The 18573-nt window shown below is 69.8% G+C and carries 18 protein-coding genes; 9 read left to right on the forward strand and 9 right to left on the reverse strand.

From position 1 onward, the window contains the following. Window positions 1-9: 9 nt before the first annotated feature. Together L3V18_RS11320 and L3V18_RS11325 are read right to left on the reverse strand one after the other, a co-directional pair. The gene (locus L3V18_RS11320; RefSeq protein WP_237054935.1) at window positions 10-1713 is read right to left on the reverse strand and encodes an amidohydrolase; all 1704 of its coding nucleotides are present in this window, start codon (window positions 1711-1713) and stop codon (window positions 10-12) included. A 121-nt stretch (window positions 1714-1834) separates the two neighbouring features. Further along, the gene (locus tag L3V18_RS11325) at window positions 1835-3088 is read right to left on the reverse strand and encodes a bifunctional alpha/beta hydrolase/OsmC family protein (protein ID WP_237054937.1); all 1254 of its coding nucleotides are present in this window, start codon (window positions 3086-3088) and stop codon (window positions 1835-1837) included. A 121-nt stretch (window positions 3089-3209) separates the two neighbouring features. Between L3V18_RS11325 and msrB the strand changes: the two genes are divergently transcribed. Further along, window positions 3210-3656: a peptide-methionine (R)-S-oxide reductase MsrB gene (gene msrB / locus L3V18_RS11330; protein WP_237054939.1), complete on the forward strand. Its 447-nt coding sequence runs from the start codon at window positions 3210-3212 to the stop codon at window positions 3654-3656. A 232-nt stretch (window positions 3657-3888) separates the two neighbouring features. Here msrB and L3V18_RS11335 read toward each other — a convergent pair whose 3' ends face one another. The 4 genes from L3V18_RS11335 to L3V18_RS11350 form a co-directional block, all read right to left on the reverse strand. Next, entirely contained in the window at window positions 3889-4989 is a 1101-nt protein-coding gene (locus L3V18_RS11335; RefSeq protein WP_237054940.1) for an ABC transporter permease, read from the reverse strand. After that, complete coding sequence (locus tag L3V18_RS11340; protein ID WP_237055305.1) at window positions 4986-5930, reverse strand: ABC transporter ATP-binding protein; 945 nt, start codon at window positions 5928-5930, stop codon at window positions 4986-4988. The genes L3V18_RS11335 and L3V18_RS11340 overlap by 4 nt, the downstream gene beginning before the upstream one ends. Window positions 5931-5971: 41 nt before the next feature. Further along, window positions 5972-6937: an HlyD family secretion protein gene (locus tag L3V18_RS11345; protein WP_237054942.1), complete on the reverse strand. Its 966-nt coding sequence runs from the start codon at window positions 6935-6937 to the stop codon at window positions 5972-5974. A gap of 197 nt (window positions 6938-7134) precedes the next feature. Continuing rightward, complete coding sequence (locus L3V18_RS11350; RefSeq protein ID WP_237054944.1) at window positions 7135-7878, reverse strand: TetR/AcrR family transcriptional regulator; 744 nt, start codon at window positions 7876-7878, stop codon at window positions 7135-7137. Window positions 7879-8018: 140 nt separating this feature from the next. Here L3V18_RS11350 and L3V18_RS11355 point away from each other — a divergent pair, with 140 nt between their 5' ends. From L3V18_RS11355 to L3V18_RS11390, 8 genes are all read left to right on the forward strand, one after another. Continuing rightward, a complete protein-coding gene (locus L3V18_RS11355; RefSeq protein WP_237054945.1) occupies window positions 8019-8264 on the forward strand; it encodes a hypothetical protein in 246 nt (81 codons plus the stop codon). 131 nt (window positions 8265-8395) lie between these two features. Next, window positions 8396-9445: a PhoH family protein gene (locus tag L3V18_RS11360; RefSeq protein WP_237054947.1), complete on the forward strand. Its 1050-nt coding sequence runs from the start codon at window positions 8396-8398 to the stop codon at window positions 9443-9445. Continuing rightward, on the forward strand, window positions 9442-9924 hold the full coding sequence (gene ybeY / locus L3V18_RS11365; protein ID WP_237054949.1) for an rRNA maturation RNase YbeY: 483 nt from the start codon (window positions 9442-9444) through the stop codon (window positions 9922-9924). The genes L3V18_RS11360 and ybeY overlap by 4 nt, the downstream gene beginning before the upstream one ends. A 157-nt stretch (window positions 9925-10081) precedes the next feature. Continuing rightward, the gene (locus L3V18_RS11370) at window positions 10082-10990 is read left to right on the forward strand and encodes a CorC family transporter (RefSeq protein WP_237054951.1); all 909 of its coding nucleotides are present in this window, start codon (window positions 10082-10084) and stop codon (window positions 10988-10990) included. Next, window positions 10983-12239 carry a lipoprotein N-acyltransferase Lnb domain-containing protein gene (locus L3V18_RS11375; RefSeq protein ID WP_237054953.1) on the forward strand — a complete coding sequence of 419 codons (1257 nt, stop codon included), beginning with the start codon at window positions 10983-10985 and terminating at the stop codon, window positions 12237-12239. Before L3V18_RS11370 ends, L3V18_RS11375 begins: the two co-directional genes overlap by 8 nt. Window positions 12240-12268: 29 nt before the next feature. Then, window positions 12269-13273 carry a magnesium/cobalt transporter CorA gene (corA, locus tag L3V18_RS11380; protein ID WP_425493514.1) on the forward strand — a complete coding sequence of 335 codons (1005 nt, stop codon included), beginning with the start codon at window positions 12269-12271 and terminating at the stop codon, window positions 13271-13273. A gap of 249 nt (window positions 13274-13522) precedes the next feature. Then, window positions 13523-14278 carry an ankyrin repeat domain-containing protein gene (locus tag L3V18_RS11385; protein WP_425493515.1) on the forward strand — a complete coding sequence of 252 codons (756 nt, stop codon included), beginning with the start codon at window positions 13523-13525 and terminating at the stop codon, window positions 14276-14278. A 77-nt stretch (window positions 14279-14355) separates the two neighbouring features. Next, window positions 14356-15372: a Tle-like phospholipase domain-containing protein gene (locus L3V18_RS11390; protein ID WP_425493522.1), complete on the forward strand. Its 1017-nt coding sequence runs from the start codon at window positions 14356-14358 to the stop codon at window positions 15370-15372. A gap of 138 nt (window positions 15373-15510) precedes the next feature. Here the strand turns inward: L3V18_RS11390 and L3V18_RS11395 are convergent, their stop codons facing one another. From L3V18_RS11395 to L3V18_RS11405, 3 genes are read right to left on the reverse strand one after another with little or no spacing between them, the layout of a single operon-like run. After that, window positions 15511-16533 (reverse strand): ArsA family ATPase, encoded by a 1023-nt coding sequence (locus L3V18_RS11395; RefSeq protein WP_237054959.1) that lies wholly within the window; start codon window positions 16531-16533, stop codon window positions 15511-15513. Window positions 16534-16543: 10 nt separating this feature from the next. Next, complete coding sequence (locus L3V18_RS11400; protein WP_237054961.1) at window positions 16544-16822, reverse strand: cory-CC-star protein; 279 nt, start codon at window positions 16820-16822, stop codon at window positions 16544-16546. Beyond that, entirely contained in the window at window positions 16822-18510 is a 1689-nt protein-coding gene (locus tag L3V18_RS11405; RefSeq protein WP_237054963.1) for a carbon starvation CstA family protein, read from the reverse strand. The genes L3V18_RS11400 and L3V18_RS11405 overlap by 1 nt, the downstream gene beginning before the upstream one ends. Window positions 18511-18573: the final 63 nt, after the last annotated feature.

Below are 18573 nucleotides of genomic sequence, written 5' to 3' on the forward strand. Positions count from 1 at the left end.
CCGCGCGACTCAGTCGGCGTGTCCGGCGCGCGTGTAGACCGCCTCGCCGTCGACGTAGGTCGCCAGCACGACCAGTCCACGCAACCGTGCCGGCGGTACCGCCAACGGGTCTTCGGCCAGCACCACGAAATCGGCCCGCTTGCCGACCGCGAGACTGCCGACCGTGTCCTCGGCGAATCCGGCATACGCCGCGTCCAGCGTGAACCCCCGCAGGGCCTCGAACGCGGTCAGCTTCTCCTCCGGACGCCAGCCGCCCACTGGCTCGCCTTCGGCGTCGGCACGGGTGACCGCCGCGTGCAGGCCGAGCCGCGGATCGACCGGCTCCACCGGAAAATCCGAGCCCAGCGCGAGCCGTGCGCCGCTGTCGCGCAACTGCCGCCAGGAATATGCGCCGACGATGCGTTCCGGCCCCAGGCGGTCCTCCGCCCATGGCATGTCGCTGGTCGCATGCGTGGGCTGCATCGACGCGATCACCCCGAGCCCCGCCAGCCGCGGCAGATCCCCGGGCGCGAGCACCTGCGCGTGTTCGATCCGCCAGCGATGATCGCCGGCCGCGCCATCGCCCAGCACGTCGGCGTAGGCCTGCAGCACCTCGCGGTTGCCGCGGTCGCCGATCGCATGGGCGGCCACCTGCACGCCGCAGTCGCGCGCCTTGCGAACGACCGCGTGCAGGCCCTCCGGCGGCGTCAGCATCAACCCGCGGTTGCCCGGATCGTCGCTGTAGTCCGCCAGCAGGGCCGCGCCGCGGCTGCCCAGGGCCCCGTCGGCATAGACCTTGACCGTGCGCATCTGCAGGCGACCGGAAGGATGGGAGTAGAGCCCATCGCGGCACAGCGCATCGAGTGCGTCGCCGTCGCCGGCCGCCATCGCGGTGATCCGCAGCGGCAGCGCGCCACGATCGGCCAGGCGCTGGTAGCGCTTGAACTGGTCCAGACCGATGCCAGCATCGTGCACGCCGGTCAGGCCGTGCTCGACCGCCGCCTGCATGCCCAGCACCAGCGCGCGCTCGGCGGTGGCTTCGTCCAGCGGCGGCCGCGCATCCTCCACCAGCGCGGCAGCGGCGTCGATGAAGATGCCGGTGGGTCGCCCCGCGGCGTCGCGGAGGATCCGGCCGCCGTCGGGCTGCCAGTCGCCCGACAGGTCGCGCCCGACCGCCCGCATCGCGACGCTGTTGGCCCAGCTCGCGTGGCCGTCGATCCGCTCCAGCCAGACCGCCCGCTCGGGGAACGCCGCATCGAGGTCGGCCGCGGTCGGGTAGGTCTTCTCCGGCCAGTCGTTCTGGTCCCAGCCACGGCCGAGCAGCCATGCGCCGGGTGGCAGATCGCGTGCGAAGTCGCGCAGGCGCTGCAGCACCTCGGCCTTGTCGCGCGTGCCGACCAGGTCGGCGGTCAGCGTCGCCAAGCCGAGCCCGCCCACGTGCGCATGGGCGTCGATCAGGCCGGGTACGACCGTGGCATCGCCAAGGTCGAGGTCCCGCGCGCCTGGAAAGCGGCGCGCGAGCGCTTCCGCGTCGCCGACCGCGAGGATGCGGCCACCGGCGTCGAAAGCCATTGCTCGGGCACGCGGGCGGGCGGCATCCAGGGTATGGATGGCGTGCGCGGTCAGCACGGTGACCTCAGGCGCGGCCTCCGCCGCGACAACCGGACCGGCAGCAGACAGGGCGAGCAGCAACGACGCGAGACGGGCGGGCATGGCACGGACGGACAGGCGCACGGGCGGTCTCCGGGGAATGTGATGTCCGAATGTGGCCACTGCCGCGCGGCGGATGCAAGTCGCCGCATCCGGGCGCGATCCCCGGGCCCTCCCGCTTGCAGGGATGGGGAGACCGCGCGGCTCAGTCCACCTCGACCGTGGTGATCACCGGTCCGCTCTCCAGCGTCCGGTGCACCGGGCAGCGGTCGGCGACCCGCAGCAGGTCGGCGCGCTGGGCCGGATCGAGCGCACCCGACAGCTTCACCCGACGGACGATCCGCTCGATGTGTCCGTCCTTGCGGTCGCATTCGGCGCAGTCCTTCGCATGGATGCGCTCGTGCCGCAGCCATACCTGGACGTCGTCGAGCGGATAGCCCTTGCGCCCGGCGTACAGCCGCAGGGTCATCGAAGTACAGGCGCCGAGCGCCATCAGCAGCAGATCGTACGGCGTCGGGCCCTGGTCGCCGCCGCCCTGGCCGACCGGCTCGTCGGCCATCTGCGCATGCGTGGAAGTGAACAACCCACGCAGGAAGCGGCGGTCCAGTTCGGTGACGAGCACCTCGCCTTCGGCGACCGCGGTCGGCGCCTGCAGCACCGGCACGGCATCGGCGGCGGCGAGACCGGCATCCATCTCCAGATAACGGCTGGCCCAGCCCGCCAGCGCGGTGGCGACGTACTCGGCATCGGCTGCCCGGCTCAGCAGATGGTCGGCCTTGTCCAGCGAGATGAAGCTCTTCGGATGCAGCGCGGCGTTGTAGATGCGCGCGGCCTCGGCGATCGGCACGACCTCGTCGACCGGCGAGTGGAACAGCAACAGCGCGCGGCGCAGCTTGCCGATGTGGTCGTCGGAGGCATTGGCGTCGAGGTCGTCGAGGAACTGGCGCCTGATCGTGAATTCGCGGGGGCCGATCCGGACGCGGGCCTCGCCGTCGTCGCGCAGGACCGCTTCGGCATCGGCGAGCAGATGCCGGACGTGGGCGGCGGTGGCCGGTGCGGCGATGGTCACCAGCGCCCTGACCTCCGGCAACGCATGCGCGGCCGCCAGCACCGCGGCACCACCGAGGCTGTGGCCGATCAGCAGGCCGGGCGGACGGTACTCCCGACCCAGCGCCCCGGCCGCGGCGAGCAGGTCGGCGACGTTGGAGGAGAAGCTGGTGTTGGCGAACTCGCCATCGCTGCCGCCCAGCCCGGTGAAGTCGAAGCGCAGCACGGCGATGCCGCGTGCGGCCAGGGCGCGGCTGATCCGGCTGGCGGCGGCGATGTCCTTGCCGCAGGTGAAACAATGGGCGAACAGTGCGTACTGCCAGCGGTCAGGATCGCCACCCGCCGGCAACTCCAGCCGCCCGGCGAGGGCCTGGCCCTGTGCGTTCTCGAACTCGAACCTGCGGCTGCTCACGGCACCTCCAATCATCGGACCGGATTTCCGGCAGGACGCCACCATAGCCCGACCGCTGTGTCAGAGTGGTGGAAGCGCGACCGGCGATCCGCCACGCGATCCGACGCCCTGGAGAACGACGATGCTGAAGTGGCAGGACGTGCTCGCCTTCGCGGGCCACGGCAACCCCGAACCGGCCCGCCGGGTCGAGAAGAGCGATGCCGAGTGGCGGGCGCAGCTGACGCCCGAGCAGTATCGCGTCACCCGCCAGGCCGGCACCGAACGTGCGTTCAGCAGTCCGATGTGCGGCCTGCTCGAACCCGGCCGCTATCACTGCGTGTGCTGCGATACGCTGCTGTTCGACGCCGACGAGAAATTCGACTCCGGCACCGGCTGGCCGTCGTTCACCCAGCCGGCACGGTCCAACGCGATCGCCTACCATCGCGACGACAGCTATGGCATGCAGCGGATCGAGACCCGCTGCAATACATGCGATGCGCATCTGGGCCACGTGTTCCCCGACGGGCCGCCACCAAGCGGATTGCGCTACTGCATGAATGCGGTCGCATTGCGCAAGGCCGAGGGCTGAGTCGCGACTCCCGGGCCGTGCCCGGGAATCCCCAGAGTCTGCTGCGCAAACCTTGGGCCCCGCCGTTGCGCCTCCACACCCCCATTCGCGCTGCGCGCGAATCGCCCCCTGACTCAGGGGGCTGGAGCCATGCATGACCGTCTGATGTCGGAGCGGCGTGAGCCGCGATTCCGGCCGTCCCAGCAATGCCCATCGCGGCTCATGCCGCTCCTCCGGCCGGAAGCATCCGCGGTCAGTCCAGGCGCTTGCGGAAACGCAGGATCGCCAGGGTCATCATCACCGTGGTGAACGCGACCAGCGCCAGCACGTCCGGCCACAGTTCCCACAGGCTGGCGCCGCGCAGCATGACGCCGCGGATCAGGCGCAGGAAATGGGTCAGCGGCAGCACCTCGGCGATCCACTGCACGACCTGCGGCATGCCGGCGAACGGGAACATGAAGCCCGACAGCAGGATCGACGGCAGGAATACGAAGAACGTCATCTGCATCGCCTGGAACTGCGAGCGCGCCTTGGTCGAGATCAGCAGGCCGAGGGTCAGGTTGGCGAGAATCAGCAGCACCGCCGCCAGATACACGTGCAGCACGCTGCCGAGCACCGGCACCTTGAACAGCCACAGCCCGAGCAGCAGCACGACCGTGGTCTGGACCAGACCGATGACCGCGTACGGCAGCACCTTGCCGACCATCAGCTCGGAGCGGCTGATCGGGGTCGCGATCAGCAGCTCCATGTTGCCGCGCTCGCGCTCGCGGACGATCGCCACACCGGTGAAGAGCACCATCGTCATCGTCAGGATCACACCGATCAGGCCCGGCACGATGTTCACCGCCGAGCGCCGCTCCGGGTTGTAGAACGCGACCACGCCGATCGGATCGGCGGCATCCCCGCGCACGGTCGCGCCGTCGCCAGTGTCCACGATCGGCATCCGCGCCAGCTGGATCGCCGCGCTCTGGACCACCGTGTCGCTGCCGTCGACCATCACCTGCACCGCCTCCCGGCCGTCGATCCGCCGGCGCTCGAAATCGGGCGGAATCGCCACGCCGACGCTGATCTCGCCCCGTCGCAGCATCGCGACCAGCTCCTGTGGGCTGTCGGCCTCGGCGACCGGGCGGATCACGCCGGTCGCGAGCATGTCCATCACCACCGCCCGCGAGCCGCTGGTACCGGCCTGATCGGCGATCGCGGCGTCGAGGCCGCGCAGGTTGAGGTTGATCGCATAGCCGAACAGCACCAGCTGCATCACCGGAATGCCGACGATCATCGCCAGGGTGATCCGGTCGCGGCGCAGCTGGCGCATCTCCTTGACCACGATCGCGAGCAGGCGTCGCCAGTTCATGCCCGATCCTCCTTGCCGTCACGGTCCGCGGATGGCAGGCGTCCGCGGGTCGCGTCGACGAACACGTCCTCCAGATTCGCCGCCACCGCCTCGACCGAAGCATCCTGTCCGGCCTCGCGCAGGGCATCGCGAATGCGCGCTCCGGCGTCGCCGTCCTCGCGGGTCAGCACCCGCAGCGCATTGCCGATCTGCGCGACGCTGACCACGCCGGACACCTCCAGCAACGCCTTCTGCGCACGCCGCGGCTGCCCGGCGCGGACCTCGATGGCACGGCCGGCGAGCTTGCCGGTCAGTTCCGCCGGAGTGCCGTCGGCGACCAGCACCCCGCGGTCCAGGATCGCCAGCCGGTGACAGCGCTCGGCCTCGTCCATGTAGTGGGTCGACACCAGCAGGGTGGTCCCGGCGTCGGCCAGCTCGAACAGCTTCTCCCAGAAATCACGGCGCGACTCGGGGTCGACCGCGCTGGTGGGCTCATCGAGGAACAGCAGCTCGGGCTCGTGGATCGTGGCCGCGGCCAGCGCCAGCCGCTGCTTCTGGCCGCCGCTCATCGTCCCGGCCAGCTGATCGCGGCGGTCGCTGAAGTGGTACTGCTCGATCAGCGTCTCGATACGTGCCCGGGTCCGAGCCTTCGGTACGCCCTGCGCGGCGGCCATGAACTCGAGGTTCTCGCGCACCGACAGGTCCTCGAACAGCGAGAAGCGCTGGGTCATGTAACCGATCCGCTGGCGCAGCGTTTCCGCCTGCTCGGGCACCTTCAGGCCCAGCACCTCGACCGAACCCGCATCGTGGCCGAGCAGGCCACAGAGCATGCGGATCGTGGTGGTCTTGCCCGAGCCGTTCGGCCCGAGGAAGCCGTACACGTGCGCCTTCGGCACGGTCAGGTCGACCTTGTCGACCGCGACCAGGTCGCCGAAACGCTTGGTCAGCCCGCGCGCGCGTATCGCGACCCCGGGCGCCGCGGCCGCCTGTGCGTGCATGCCACTCATGGTACGTCGCCGACGAATTCGACCTGGACCGGCAATCCGACCGGCAGCCCGCGCGCGGCGTCGCCTTCCAGCGCGATCTCGGCCAGATAGCTCAGCCGCGCCGCGTCTTCGCCGGTCAGCGCGTAGTACGGCGTGAAGCTGGGTTCGCTGCGGATCATCCGGACCCGACCTTCGAATGCGGCATCGACGCCTTCGACCCGGACCCGGGCGCGCTGCCCGACATGGACACCCGCACGCACCGGCTCGGGCACGTAGACCCGCGCATGCGGTGCGTCGCCGACCAGCAGCACCGCCAGCGGCGCTCCCGGGGGCGCCTGGTCGCCAAGCTTGTACGGCAGGCTCTCGACGATCGCATCGCGCGGCGCCACCAGCGAGAGCTTCTCCAGCGTGACCCGCTGGGCCGTGGCCTCGGCGCTGGCCGCGGCTTCGGCCGCCCGTCCCTGGGCGAGCCGCTCGGCGCGGGTGCCGTGCTCGAGTTCCAGCAGGGCCGCCTGCGCCGCGCGCACCTGCGCGCCGGCATTGCCGGCGGCGGCACGGGCGCGATCGACCTCGGCAGCGGACACCAGCTGCCGCTGGCCCAGCGGCTCGACACGGGCGTAGTAGGCCTGGGCGTCGGCGGCCTGCGCACGCGCCGCCGCGAGCTGGGCGCGGGCCTGGTCGATCGCCTCGCTGCGCGGCCCGGCCTCGAGTTCGGCCAGCGCTTCGCCGGCCTGGCGCACCTGCGCCTGCAACGCGTCCAGTCGCGCCCCGGTCCGGTCCGGCTCCAGCTGCATCACCCGCTCGCCGGCCTTGACCGGCTGGCCTTCGCGCACGTCGATCGCGACGATGCGCTCGGCCGCCGGCGCAGGCAGCGTGATCCGGTCCCGCTCCAGCGTGCCCAGCGCATCGGGCGCGTCGCGTCCGCATGCGGACAACAGGATGAGCGCCATGCCGCAGGCCAGGCGCGTGATCGTTCGCTTCATGCGTTCTTCTCCGGTTCCGCCAGCGGCGGAGACAAAGGTCGGTGATGTGCGGCCCGGATGGACCGCATTGCTCTTGTGCAACTGCCGGGCAGAAGGGACGACACCACGGCGCAGCCGCATGGACGTGCCCTGGAGGACAGGTTCCGCTGGCCTGCACCCCGGCGGCGGCGTTCGGTCGTGCGTCGCCATGCGCTTTCTCACGCCTGCTCGCGCTGCGGACCGGCAGGTGCGGCCGGGCCTGTCGAGGAGTGGCCGGCGGGCGCCAGCTCCAGGCCCCGGTCGAGCAGGGCGAGGGTGTGCCGGCGCAGCGCGTCGAAATCGAGATCCTCGGCCTGGAACAACTGTCTCCAGATCGGCGCTCCGGCGACCGGAAACAGGGTCAGGCCGACCAGCGACACCATCAGCAGGCGCGGATCGAGATCGGCATTGATCCCGCCACGCGACTGCGCCTCGGCGAAACGGCCGGCCATCATCAGCGGCAGTTGCGGGCCGACCCGCTCGAACAGCACGTCGCGCAGGCCGCCGCCCTCGCACAGCACCTCGCGCACCCACAGCGACGGCAGCCACGGATGTTCGGCGACCACGACGCCGACGCCATGGACGAACGCACCGACCAGTCCCGCGATGTCGCCGCCGTCGCGCACGATCCGCTCCCGCAGCCCGGCGAACGCCGGCAGGATCCGCTCCTCGACCACCGCTTCGCGCAGTTGCCCCTTGTCGCCGAAGTAGTAGTGCAGCAGCGCCGGATTGACTCCGGCACGGTCGGCGATCCGCTTCAGCGTGGTGCCGGCGATGCCCTGCTCGACGTAGCACGCGATCGCGGCGTCCAGCACGCGCTCGCGCTGATCGGGCGCATCCGCGCCGGGACGCCCCGGCGCACGGCGAGGGGCGCCTTTGCCGGGGGCGCGCGGTTTCTTCTCGGCAGCGGGTCTGTTCGTCATGCATCAATATTAATTAATCAATTAATTTTATTTCAAGTCCCGTCCGACGAGCGGTAGACGGAGCCGTGAACGCCAGATCCGGCAAGTCGTGGACACCCCGGCAAAGGTAAGGTGGGCCCCCGCCCGCCGAGCTTCCACGGATGCCCCCGTCGCGCCCACCTCAGCCCCGCTCCTTCCGTCGATGGCTGCGCAGCAACGCGCTGGCATTGTGGCTGTGGAGCCTGGGGCTGCTCGGCGTGATCCGCTTCTTCACCCGGGCGATGCGCGACAGCGGCGCCGACACGGTCGCCTGGCTCTACCTGGTCGGCGGCGTGCTGGTGTTCGTGGCCGGTGTGATGGCGTGGGCCGGCGCGGTACGTCGCGATCGCACGACCCGGCCCGACTGAGCCACATTCGCGTCACGACGACCGGCGACCACAGCTTTGCGAAAACCGCCGCATGGGCGCAAGCTTGGCGATACGAACCGGCCATCCCGTCCCCGCCTGTCGCCGACAGTCCGCCGACGGAGCTCCCCGCGATGCCGACCTGCGGCCGCGCCTCGCGCCCTCCCCCATCAACGAACGAGCTTTCCTTGAACGACGCCACCGTCCGGACGACAGCGTCCGAATTCGCCCTCGATCCCGCGGACGCCGAACGCCTGGCCAACCTGGCCGGCCCGTTCGACAGCCACCTGCGCCTGCTCGAACTGCGGCTCGGCGTGGAGATCGCCAACCGCGGCAACGTCTTCCGCATCACCGGCCCCGGCGACGCCCTTCCGCGTGCGGAGAAGCTGTTGCGCGCGCTGTGGGACGACGCCGGCCGCGAGACCCTGGACGAGTCGGCGGTGCACCTGCACCTGGCGGAGGCCGGCGCCGACCGGATCGAAACCGACTACGAACCGCAGGATGTCTCGATCCGCGTCAAGCGCGGCACGATCCGCGGTCGCGGCGCCAATCAGCAGAAGTACCTGCACGCGATCGCCACCCACGACATCAACTTCGGCATCGGCCCGGCCGGCACCGGCAAGACCTTCCTCGCCGTCGCCAGTGCGGTCGAGGCGCTGAACGACGGCCGCGTGCACCGGCTGATCCTCGTACGGCCGGCGGTCGAGGCCGGCGAGAAGCTCGGCTTCCTGCCCGGCGACCTGACCCAGAAGGTCGATCCCTACCTGCGTCCGCTGTACGACGCGCTGTACGAGATGCTCGGGGTCGAGAAGGTGGTCAAGCTGCTGGAGAAAAGCGTCATCGAGATCGCGCCGCTCGCCTACATGCGCGGACGCACGCTCAACGACGCCTTCGTGATCCTCGACGAGGCGCAGAACACCTCGATCGAACAGATGAAGATGTTCCTGACCCGGATCGGCTTCGGCAGCACCGCGGTGGTCACCGGCGACATGACCCAGATCGACCTGCCGCGCCACCAGAAATCGGGACTGAAGGACGCGCTGGAGGTGCTGCGCGGGGTCGAAGGGATTTCCTTCACCTTCTTCGAGTCGCGCGACGTGGTCCGGCATCCGCTGGTCGCACGGATCGTCAACGCCTACGATGCGCGCGACGCCACCGACAAGGCGACCGGATCCGCGCCATGACCAGAGGGCCCGTGCGTCTCGATGTCGCCGTCCATTACGGCCTGCCGCGCACCGGCATCCCGGCGGCGGTGAGCTTCCGCAAGTGGGTCGCAGCCGCGCTCGACGGCCGCATCCGCGAGGCCGACCTGGCGATCCGCATCGTCGACGCGCGCGAGGGCCGCGCGCTCAACCGCCACTACCGCGGCAAGGACTACGCCACCAACGTGCTCAGCTTTCCCGCGGAGATACCCGAGGGGTTGCCGAAGAACGTGAAGTTCCCGCTGCTGGGCGATCTTGTGATCTGCGCTCCGGTGGTCGCGCGCGAGGCGCGGGAACAGAAGAAACCGCTGGCGTTCCATTACGCCCACATGACCGTACATGGCGCCCTGCACCTGCTCGGCTGGGACCACGAGGACGAACGCGAGGCCGAATGCATGGAAGGGCTGGAGCGCGAGATCCTCGCCTCTCTCGGGATCGCCGATCCCTACCGCGACGGCTGACGGCATGGGCAGGCGCTGCCGGTCCCGCCGCGGCCACCGGTTCGCCCCGCCGTCCCGGCATGGCACCCGGCCCACCCGCCGGGACGGGCGGCACGCCCCGATTCCGCGGTAGACTGGGTTGGCGCGCCCAACCCCCGCGGGCGTTTCTGCAGACGCAATGTCCGAGGACGACAGTAGTACCCAAACCCCAGAACACGCCGACCGGCTCCACGAGAAGCCGCACGAAGGCAAGCACCCGGAGAAGCGGCGCTCCTGGCTGGAACGCATCAGCTCGGCACTGTCGGGCGAGCCTACCTCCCGCGAGGACCTGGTCGAACTGCTCAGGGACGCCCAGGCCGACGGCCTGATCGCGGCGGACACCCTGGCGATGATGGAGGGCGCGATCGGCGTCTCCGATCTCAGCGTCGGCGATGTGATGGTGCCGCGCTCGCAGATGGTCATGCTGGCGGCCGAAGCGCCGCTGATGGATCTGATGAAGGACGTGGTCGAATCCGGCCACTCCCGCTTCCCGGTCCACGGCGAGGACAAGGACGACATCCTCGGCATCCTGCTCGCCAAGGATCTGCTGCGCGCGGTGATCGCCACCGAGGACGGTCCGCTCGGCATCCACGAGCTGCTGCGCCCGGCGGTGCTGATCCCCGAGTCCAAGCGCCTGGACGTGCTGCTGCGCGAATTCCGCCTCAGCCGCAACCACATGGCGATCGTGATCGACGAGTATGGCGGCGTCGCCGGCCTGCTCACGATCGAGGACGTGCTGGAGCAGATCGTCGGCGAGATCGACGACGAGCACGACGATGCCGAGGACCCGAACGCGCTGATCGCCGCGCAGGCGGACGGCCAGTTCGTGGTCGATGCGCTGACCCCGATCGACGACTTCAACGAGCGCTTCGGCGCGGATTTCGACGACGACGAATACGACACCATCGGCGGACTGGTGATCGCCGCGATCGGCCATCTGCCCGAGGCCGGCGAGGAACTGACCCTGGGCCGTTTCGTGTTCCGCGTCTCCAGCGCCGATGCGCGCCGGGTACATGCCTTCCACGTGGGCATCCTCGGCGATGCGTGAGCGCCGGGGGCGCTCGGCCCGGCTGCGCGGCTGGCTCGCCGTCGGACTGTGGACGCTGGCGATGCTGGTATCGGCCGGTGCCGTCGCGCAGACGCCGGCACCCGGGGCCGCGCCGTCCGGATCCGCACCCGCCGCCCTGTCCGCACCGCCGCCCAGGATCGGGATCGTGACGATGCTGCCGGGCGAGGTGTTCTTCGAACGCTTCGGCCACAACGCACTGCTGGTCGACGACCCTGCGAACGGACAGGCGCTGGCCTACAACTACGGCTTCTTCGACCCCACCGAACCCGACTTCGTCGCCCGCTTCGTCCGCGGCGACATGCGCTACATGCTTGCGGTGATTCCGTTCACCGACGACCTCGCCTATTACGACCGGGTCGGCCGCGGCGTCTCGGTGCAGTGGCTGGACCTGACCCCGGCGCAGGCGGGCGCGCTGGCGGATGCGCTGGCGCGCAACGCGCTGCCCGAGAACGCGCGCTACCGCTACGACTACTTTCTCGACAACTGCTCGACCCGGGTCCGCGATGCGCTCGATGCGGCGCTCGGCGGCGGCCTCGAGCGGCAGTTGCAGGGACGCTCGCACGGCACCAGCTTCCGCAGCGAGGCGCTGCGGCTGGCCCGTCCGGCGCCGTGGATGTGGCTGGGCTTCGACCTCGGCCTGGGTCCGGCGGCCGATGTTCCGCAGCCGTTGTGGGGCGAGTCGTTCGTGCCGATGCGGCTGCAGGCGGCCTTGCGCGAGGTCGACAATCCGGCCACCGGCGAGCCGCTGGTCGCGTCCGAACAGACCCTGCTGCCGCACCGGCTGCCGCCGGAGCCAGCCGAGGGCAGGCCGCGGTGGTGGCCGTGGGCGCTGGCCGGAATCGCGGCCGGCCTTGGCCTGGCCTGGCTCGGCCGCCGGCATCCGCGGCTGACCGCCGGCATTGCGGCACCGTTCTGGCTGCTGTGCGGCGCCCTGGGTGCGGTGATGCTGTTCGTCTGGTTCGGTACCGAGCATCGTTTCGGATGGGCGAATCGCAACCTGCTGCTGTTCAGCCCGCTGTGCTGGCTGCTGCTGCCGGGCGCGTGGCAGGTGCTGCGCGGGCGACGTCCCCGCGCCTGGTTCGCGACGCTGCTGGCGGTCGTCGCGCTGCTGCCCGTGGCCGCCCTGTTCTTCTACTGGCTGCAGGCATACCCGCAACGCAACCTGCACTGGATCGTGCTGCTGTGGCCGGTCCACCTGGGTCTGCTGTCGGGCCTGGGCCGGCGCTGAGCTTGCCGAGCCTCCGCCGCGGGGGCACGATGCGCGGCATGAAGGATCCCTCGCTGCCATCCTGCGTGGTGAACTGCGTGGTCTACGACCGCGCGGGACGCCGGCGCGACATCGGCCTGGACGAGATCAGCGATGTCCTGGCGGTGGACGACGGCAGCTTCGTCTGGATCGGCCTGTACGAACCCGACGAGGGCCTGCTCGAAAAGCTGCAGGAGGAGTTCGACCTGCACGACCTGGCCGTCGAGGACGCCGGCAACGCGCACCAGCGGCCCAAGCTGGAGAGCTACGGCAACTCGCTGTTCATCGTCGCGCACACGGCGCAGAGCGTCGACAGCCATATCCGCTTCGGCGAGAGCCACTTGTTCGTCGGGCCGCGCTACCTGGTGACCGTGCGCCACGGCGCGTCGACCAGCTACGCTCCTGCCCGCGCGCGTTTCGAACGCGAGGCCGCCGATATCGAGCACCCGGGCTCTGGTACGGCGCTGTACATGGTGCTGGACCTGATCGTCGACAACTTCATGCCGATCGTGCAGGAGTTCAGCCAGGACCTGTACGAGCTGGAGCAGGACGTCTTTGCCGAAGAGTTCCGCAGCGAGACGGTGAAGAGGCTCTACGACCTCAAGCGCGAGCTGACCCGGCTGCGCATGGCGGTCACGCCGCTGCAGGACATCCTCGGCCAGCTGGCCCGGCCGCGTGGCGCGCTGATCGACGAAGAGAGCCAGCTGTACTTCCGCGACGTGCTCGACCATGTCGTGCGCATCAACGACTCGACCGACACCCTGCGCGAGATGCTGACCGCGGCGATGAGCGTGAATCTGTCGCTGGTCACCATCCACCAGGGCGAGGTGGTCAAGCGCCTGGCCGGCTGGGCGGCGCTGCTGGCCGCTCCAACGCTGATCGCCAGCTGGTACGGCATGAACTACAAGCACATGCCCGAACTGGACGGACGCTACAGCTATCCGATCCTGATCGGCGTCACGATCACGGTCTGTCTCGCTTTGTATGGATGGCTGCGCCGGTCCAGATGGCTGTGACCGCGGCACCGGCGCGGCGTGCCGCTGCGGAGGTCGCTCCCGTCTGATCTCGGTCCCGCCTGGCCGGTTGCCGGGGGCACAATGCACGGCATGGAGACCGGCCCCGTCGCGGTCGCCAGCACCCGCACGATGTGACGGACTGGACGTTTCCGGGCCCGCTTCCATACGGCAGGGTCGGGAAACCGTGCTAACCTCGGCCCGAGCGGGCTTAAGGCCAGGCCCGCGTCTTCGCAACCGGAGCGATCCGTAATGCGTACAGCAGTCACCGTATTGGCGGCCCTCGCAGCCGCCCTCGTCATGGTTTCATGCACCGCAGGACCGAGTAGTGCCAAGGAGCAAAATCGCATGTCAGCATCCATGAAAGAATCCAGCACCCCGTTCAACGATCCGTCGATCCAGCCGTTGGCCGATGCCGTGGCCGCCGGCGACGTCGCCCGCATCCGCGAGCTGGCGCCCGGCAGCGACCTGTCCGCGCAGGGCGACGACGGCGTCACCCTGCTCGAATGGGCGATCTGGAACCAGAAGCCCGCCGCGCTGGCAGCCCTGCTGGAGGCCGGCGCCGACGCCGCGCAGCCGGCCACCGACCAGGACACCGTCGCCCACATGGCGGCGATGGTCGAGGATCCCCGGTACCTGCAGGTGCTGATCGACCACCACGCACCGGTCGACATCGTCAGCCCGCGTGCCGGCTGGACGCCGGTATTCCGCGCGGTGCAGAACCGGCGCACGCCCCAACTGGACATGCTGGTCGGCGCCGGCGTCGACCTGCAGCGCAAGGACTCGATGGGCAACAGCCTGCTGCACGTCGCCGCCAACGTGAACGATGCCGGATGCGTGCTGCGCCTGCTCGAGGCCGGCGTCGACCCGAATGCCGTCAACAGCCGCGGCGAAACCTTCCAGGATGCTCTGTTTGCCGGCTCCGACGCGCGCCTCAACGCACAGGCCCGCGCCGAACGGCAGCAAGTGCGTGACTGGCTCGCGGCCCAGGGCATCGCCACCCGCTGAATCCGCCGGTTCGTGAATTCGATCAACTGACGGGCCTGGAGGGCCCGCCACCGCAAGGAGCTGCGATGAACGCGCAAATGGAGAATCTTTCCAACACCCCCGGCCACGGCGAAGGATTCGCCGGACAGATCGCTGGCCGCGAGCCCCACGAGATCGATCGCCAGCTGTCCGCGATCCTGCAGGACAACTACAACTGGACCGACGAACGCCGCGGCCGCGAATTCGAGCATTCGAGCCCTCCAGCCGGCTGGTCGCGGATGGACGACGCGGCGCTGCGCGAAGCCGGCATCGACCCGAGCCTGCTGCATGACGGCAAGAGCGGGTTCGGCGCCAACTTCTACACCAACGACCAGGGGCACGTGGTACTGGCCTTCACCGGCACCGACGAGGGCCGCGACTGGAGGCACAACCTGCGCCAGGGCCTGGGACTGCGGGACGCCCAGTACGACCAGGCGATCGCGCTGGCCGGACAGGCCGAGCGCGCGTACGGCGACAACCTGGTGATCACCGGCCACTCGCTCGGCGGCGGCCTGGCCGCGGCCGCCAGCATGGTCCACGAGGTGCCGGCGGTGACCTTCAATGCCGCCGGCGTCAACGACCGCACGCTGGAGCGCTTCGGCTACGACGCCGACGTGCTCAAGCAGGAAGCCGAACAGGGCCTGATCCGCAGTTATTCGGTCAAGAGCGAGATCCTGACCCATCTGCAGGAAGACAGTTTTCCGCTGAAGTACGCGATGCCCGACGCGCCCGGCACCCGGATCGAACTGCCGGACCCGGATCCGCTGTCGTTCTTCGAGCGCATCGTGCCGGGCAAGATGCTGATGCACCGGGTCGACCTGCACTACATCGATTCGGTGATGGAGGCGCAGGACGCGGCCGGGCTGTCGGTGCGCCGCTTCGACCACGAGCAGGGCCGCGTCGACCTGGGTCAGGATGCCAGCGCGCGCCTGGATCGCCTGCTGGCCGGCCAGATCGACCCGGGTGCGCAGCAGACCTGGGACCGCGAGACGGCCGCCCATCGTCTCGACCCCGCACAGGCGCAGGATCCGGTGGCCCAGCAGCAGACGGCCGAACAGGCCGGTATCGGCCGCTGAGGCAACCGGGCGCAGGATCGGGCGCCGCTCTCACCCGGAGAGAGCGGTGCCGGTCCGGGCCACTCTTCCGGACGTTGGCCCGCACACTCCCTTCGGAACGCCTTCCCGACCGAGCTCTGGCGAGTGGCCGGGACGTGCTCACCGCAGGCGCGTGGCGAAGGCCGCCAGCGCCTCCCGACCGACCGGCTCGCCTTCCAGCAACGGCAGCTGCAACAGCGGCAGGTCCGGCAGCGCCATGCGCAGCTCCTCCAGATACCCATCTTCCAGCCGTGCCCGCCCGGCCAGGAACGCGCCAGCATCCGCCGGCGAACGCTTGTTCACCACCAGTCCGCCGACGGCGACCCCGGATCGTCGCAGCTGCGCATGCAGCTCGACGGTCTCCAGCACCGGAAGCCGCTCGGCGGTCAGCACGATGACGAAGGCGGTGCGCGCCTGGTCGCCAACGGCCTCGCGCAGATGTTCGAAGCGATGGCGTCGGCGATTCAACAGGCCGCGGATGCGGTCGTTGCGCGCCTCTCCATCGTCGCTCCGCCGGTTTCCCTCCTCCCCCGGATGCGCGCCCAGCACCTGCACCCCGACCGAATCGTCGCGGCCAAGTCCGCGCAACAGCTCGCCGAAGTGACGGCTGCGCGCCTGCCGGTGCAGCATGCCGTCGACCCAGGCGGACATCATTTCCGGCAGCGCCATCAGCCGCGCGGTATGCCCGGAGGGTGCGGTATCGAACACCAGCAGATCGTATCCGTCGCGACGGCCTGGATCCGCGCCCTCCTCGACCAGCTCGGCGATGCGCTCCAGCAGCGCCGCCTCGTGCATGCCGGGCGTGTCGCGTGACAGCGCCATGTGCTTGTCGACCTCGCCGGCCAGGTGCTCGGGCATCAGCCGGCGCAGCGCCGCGCCGACTTCTTCCAGGTGCGCGCGCGCGGTCTGCTCGGGATCGAGTTCGAGACCGTCCAGGCCCGGGGCCAGCCGCCGTGTCCGCGCACCGACCTCGCAATCCCACAAGTGGCCGAGGTTGTGCGCGGGATCGGTCGACACCAGCAGCACCCGGCGGCCCTCCTCCGCCATCGCCAGCGCAGTCGCCGCGGCGACCGTGGTCTTGCCGACCCCGCCCTTGCCGCCGACGAACAGCACCCGCCGCGAACGCGCCAGCTCCAGCAGCATCGGTCCTGCCTCAGCAGCAGCCGATATGGTCCAGCGGCGAGCGCTCCAGGCCCATGCGCCGATGCCAGGCGTGGAAGCGCTCGTACATCACCGGCATCAGTTCCATCGTGTAGCAGGCGGCCGGGTTGGGAACGCCGAGCGTCTCGGCGAACACCAGCAGCATGAACAGGTCGTCCTCGTCGCGCTGCGCGCGCGCGAAGGTCCGTCTGTACGGCGCGACGTAGAACTCGTGCAATCCGGCCGCGATCCGCGCCAGCGGAGTGTCCTTGCGCGAGTCCCTGCCGGCCATCAGCCCGCTCCACCCTCGGCCACCGGCTCGCCGCTGCCGCTGCTGCCGCGCGCCATCGCCATCACCGCCTCCAGCGCCACCCACAGTGCGGCGACCAGGATCACGATGTCCATGCCCAGCAACAGCCAGTTCTGTTCGGCATAGAACTTGCCGAGCTGGACCAGCAGCGCCATCACCGACATCACCAGCAGGAACGCGAGCGGAATCGCGGTGAACCAGACCGGCCGCCGCTGTTTGATCAGGATCACCGACAGGATCGCGAGGGTCAAACCCGCCAGCAACTGGTTGGTGGTGCCGAACAGCGGCCAGATCACCATGCCTCCGGAACCGTCGCCGCCGGCACCGAAGGCCAGTGCCAGACAGGTTCCCAGCGCGACCAGGGTCGCGAGCCAGCCCTTCTGCACGGGCTTGATCCGGGCGATCTCGGCCGCTTCCTGCACCACGTAGCGTTGCAGGCGCAGGCCGGTGTCCATCGTCGTCGCCGCGAACAGGATCGCCATCACCGACAGGATCGTGCTGCCCAGGCCGGGATCCAGGCCCAGGCCGTTGGCGAGGATGTTGCCGCCGCCGTTGACGAACGCGACCACGCCGCCCGAGCCGAACTTGTCGTACACGCCCTGCCATTCCCCGAGCGTCGCGAAGCCGGCGGTACAGGCGATGATCGCGGCCAGTGCGAGCATGCCTTCGCCGATCGCACCGAAGTAGCCGACGAACCGGGCATCGGTTTCCTTGTCCAGCTGCTTGGAGCTGGTACCGGAGGCGACCAGTCCATGGAAGCCGCTGATCGCGCCACAGGCGATGGTGACGAACAGCAGCGGCACGATGCCGGGCGTGCCCGCAGGCACGTCGGCGTTCATCGCCGGCGCGACCACCTCGGGCGCGAAGAACAGGGTCGCCGCGTACATCAGGCCCAGGCCGACGAACAGCTGCAGGCCATTGATGTAGTCGCGCGGCTGCAGCAGCACCCACACCGGCAGCAGCGATGCGACACCGGCGTAGGCGAACAGCAGGATGATCCACTGCGCCTTCGGCCCGAAGCCCATCACCGACTCGGGCAGGGTGACCGGATACGACTGGCCGACGAAGATCAGCGCATACAGCACGACCACGCCGATGATCGATGGCCACAGCAGCGGCACCTTGAAGCGGTAGATCGCCTGGCCGATGCACAGCGCGACGACGATCGCGCCCCATGTCGGGATCACAGACGCGGGATTGGCGACCAGCAGGTTGGCGATCACCACCGCGAAAGCCGCGTTCACCATCAGCAGCAGCAGGAAGATCACCACCAGGAACAGGTTGCGGGCGCGGTTGCCGATGACCGTGCCGGTCAGGGTGCCGATCGACTTGCCCTTGTTGCGTACGCTGGCCCACAGCGCGCCAAAGTCGTGCACGCCGGCGAAGAACACCGTGCCCAGCGTGACCCACAGGAAGGCCGGCAACCAGCCCCAGATCACCGCGATCGCAGGACCGACGATCGGCGCCGCCCCGGCTACCGAGGTGAAGTGATGACCCCACAGCACGAACTTGTTGGTCGGGACGAAGTCGATGTCGTCGCGCAGCTCATGGGCGGGCGTGCGGAAGTTCGGATCGAGCCGGTAGATCTTTTCGGCGATGAACTTCGAGTAGAAGAAGAAGCCGGCCGCCATGATGGCGAGGCCGACGATCATAAGCGCGATGGAACTCACGGCATGCCCTCCGTCCACCCCCGGTCGACCCGGGGCGTCTGGCTCGGAGGATGGAACGTCGGG

The sequence above is a fragment of the Marilutibacter chinensis genome (assembly GCF_021725675.1).
GTDB lineage: Bacteria > Pseudomonadota > Gammaproteobacteria > Xanthomonadales > Xanthomonadaceae > Marilutibacter > Marilutibacter chinensis.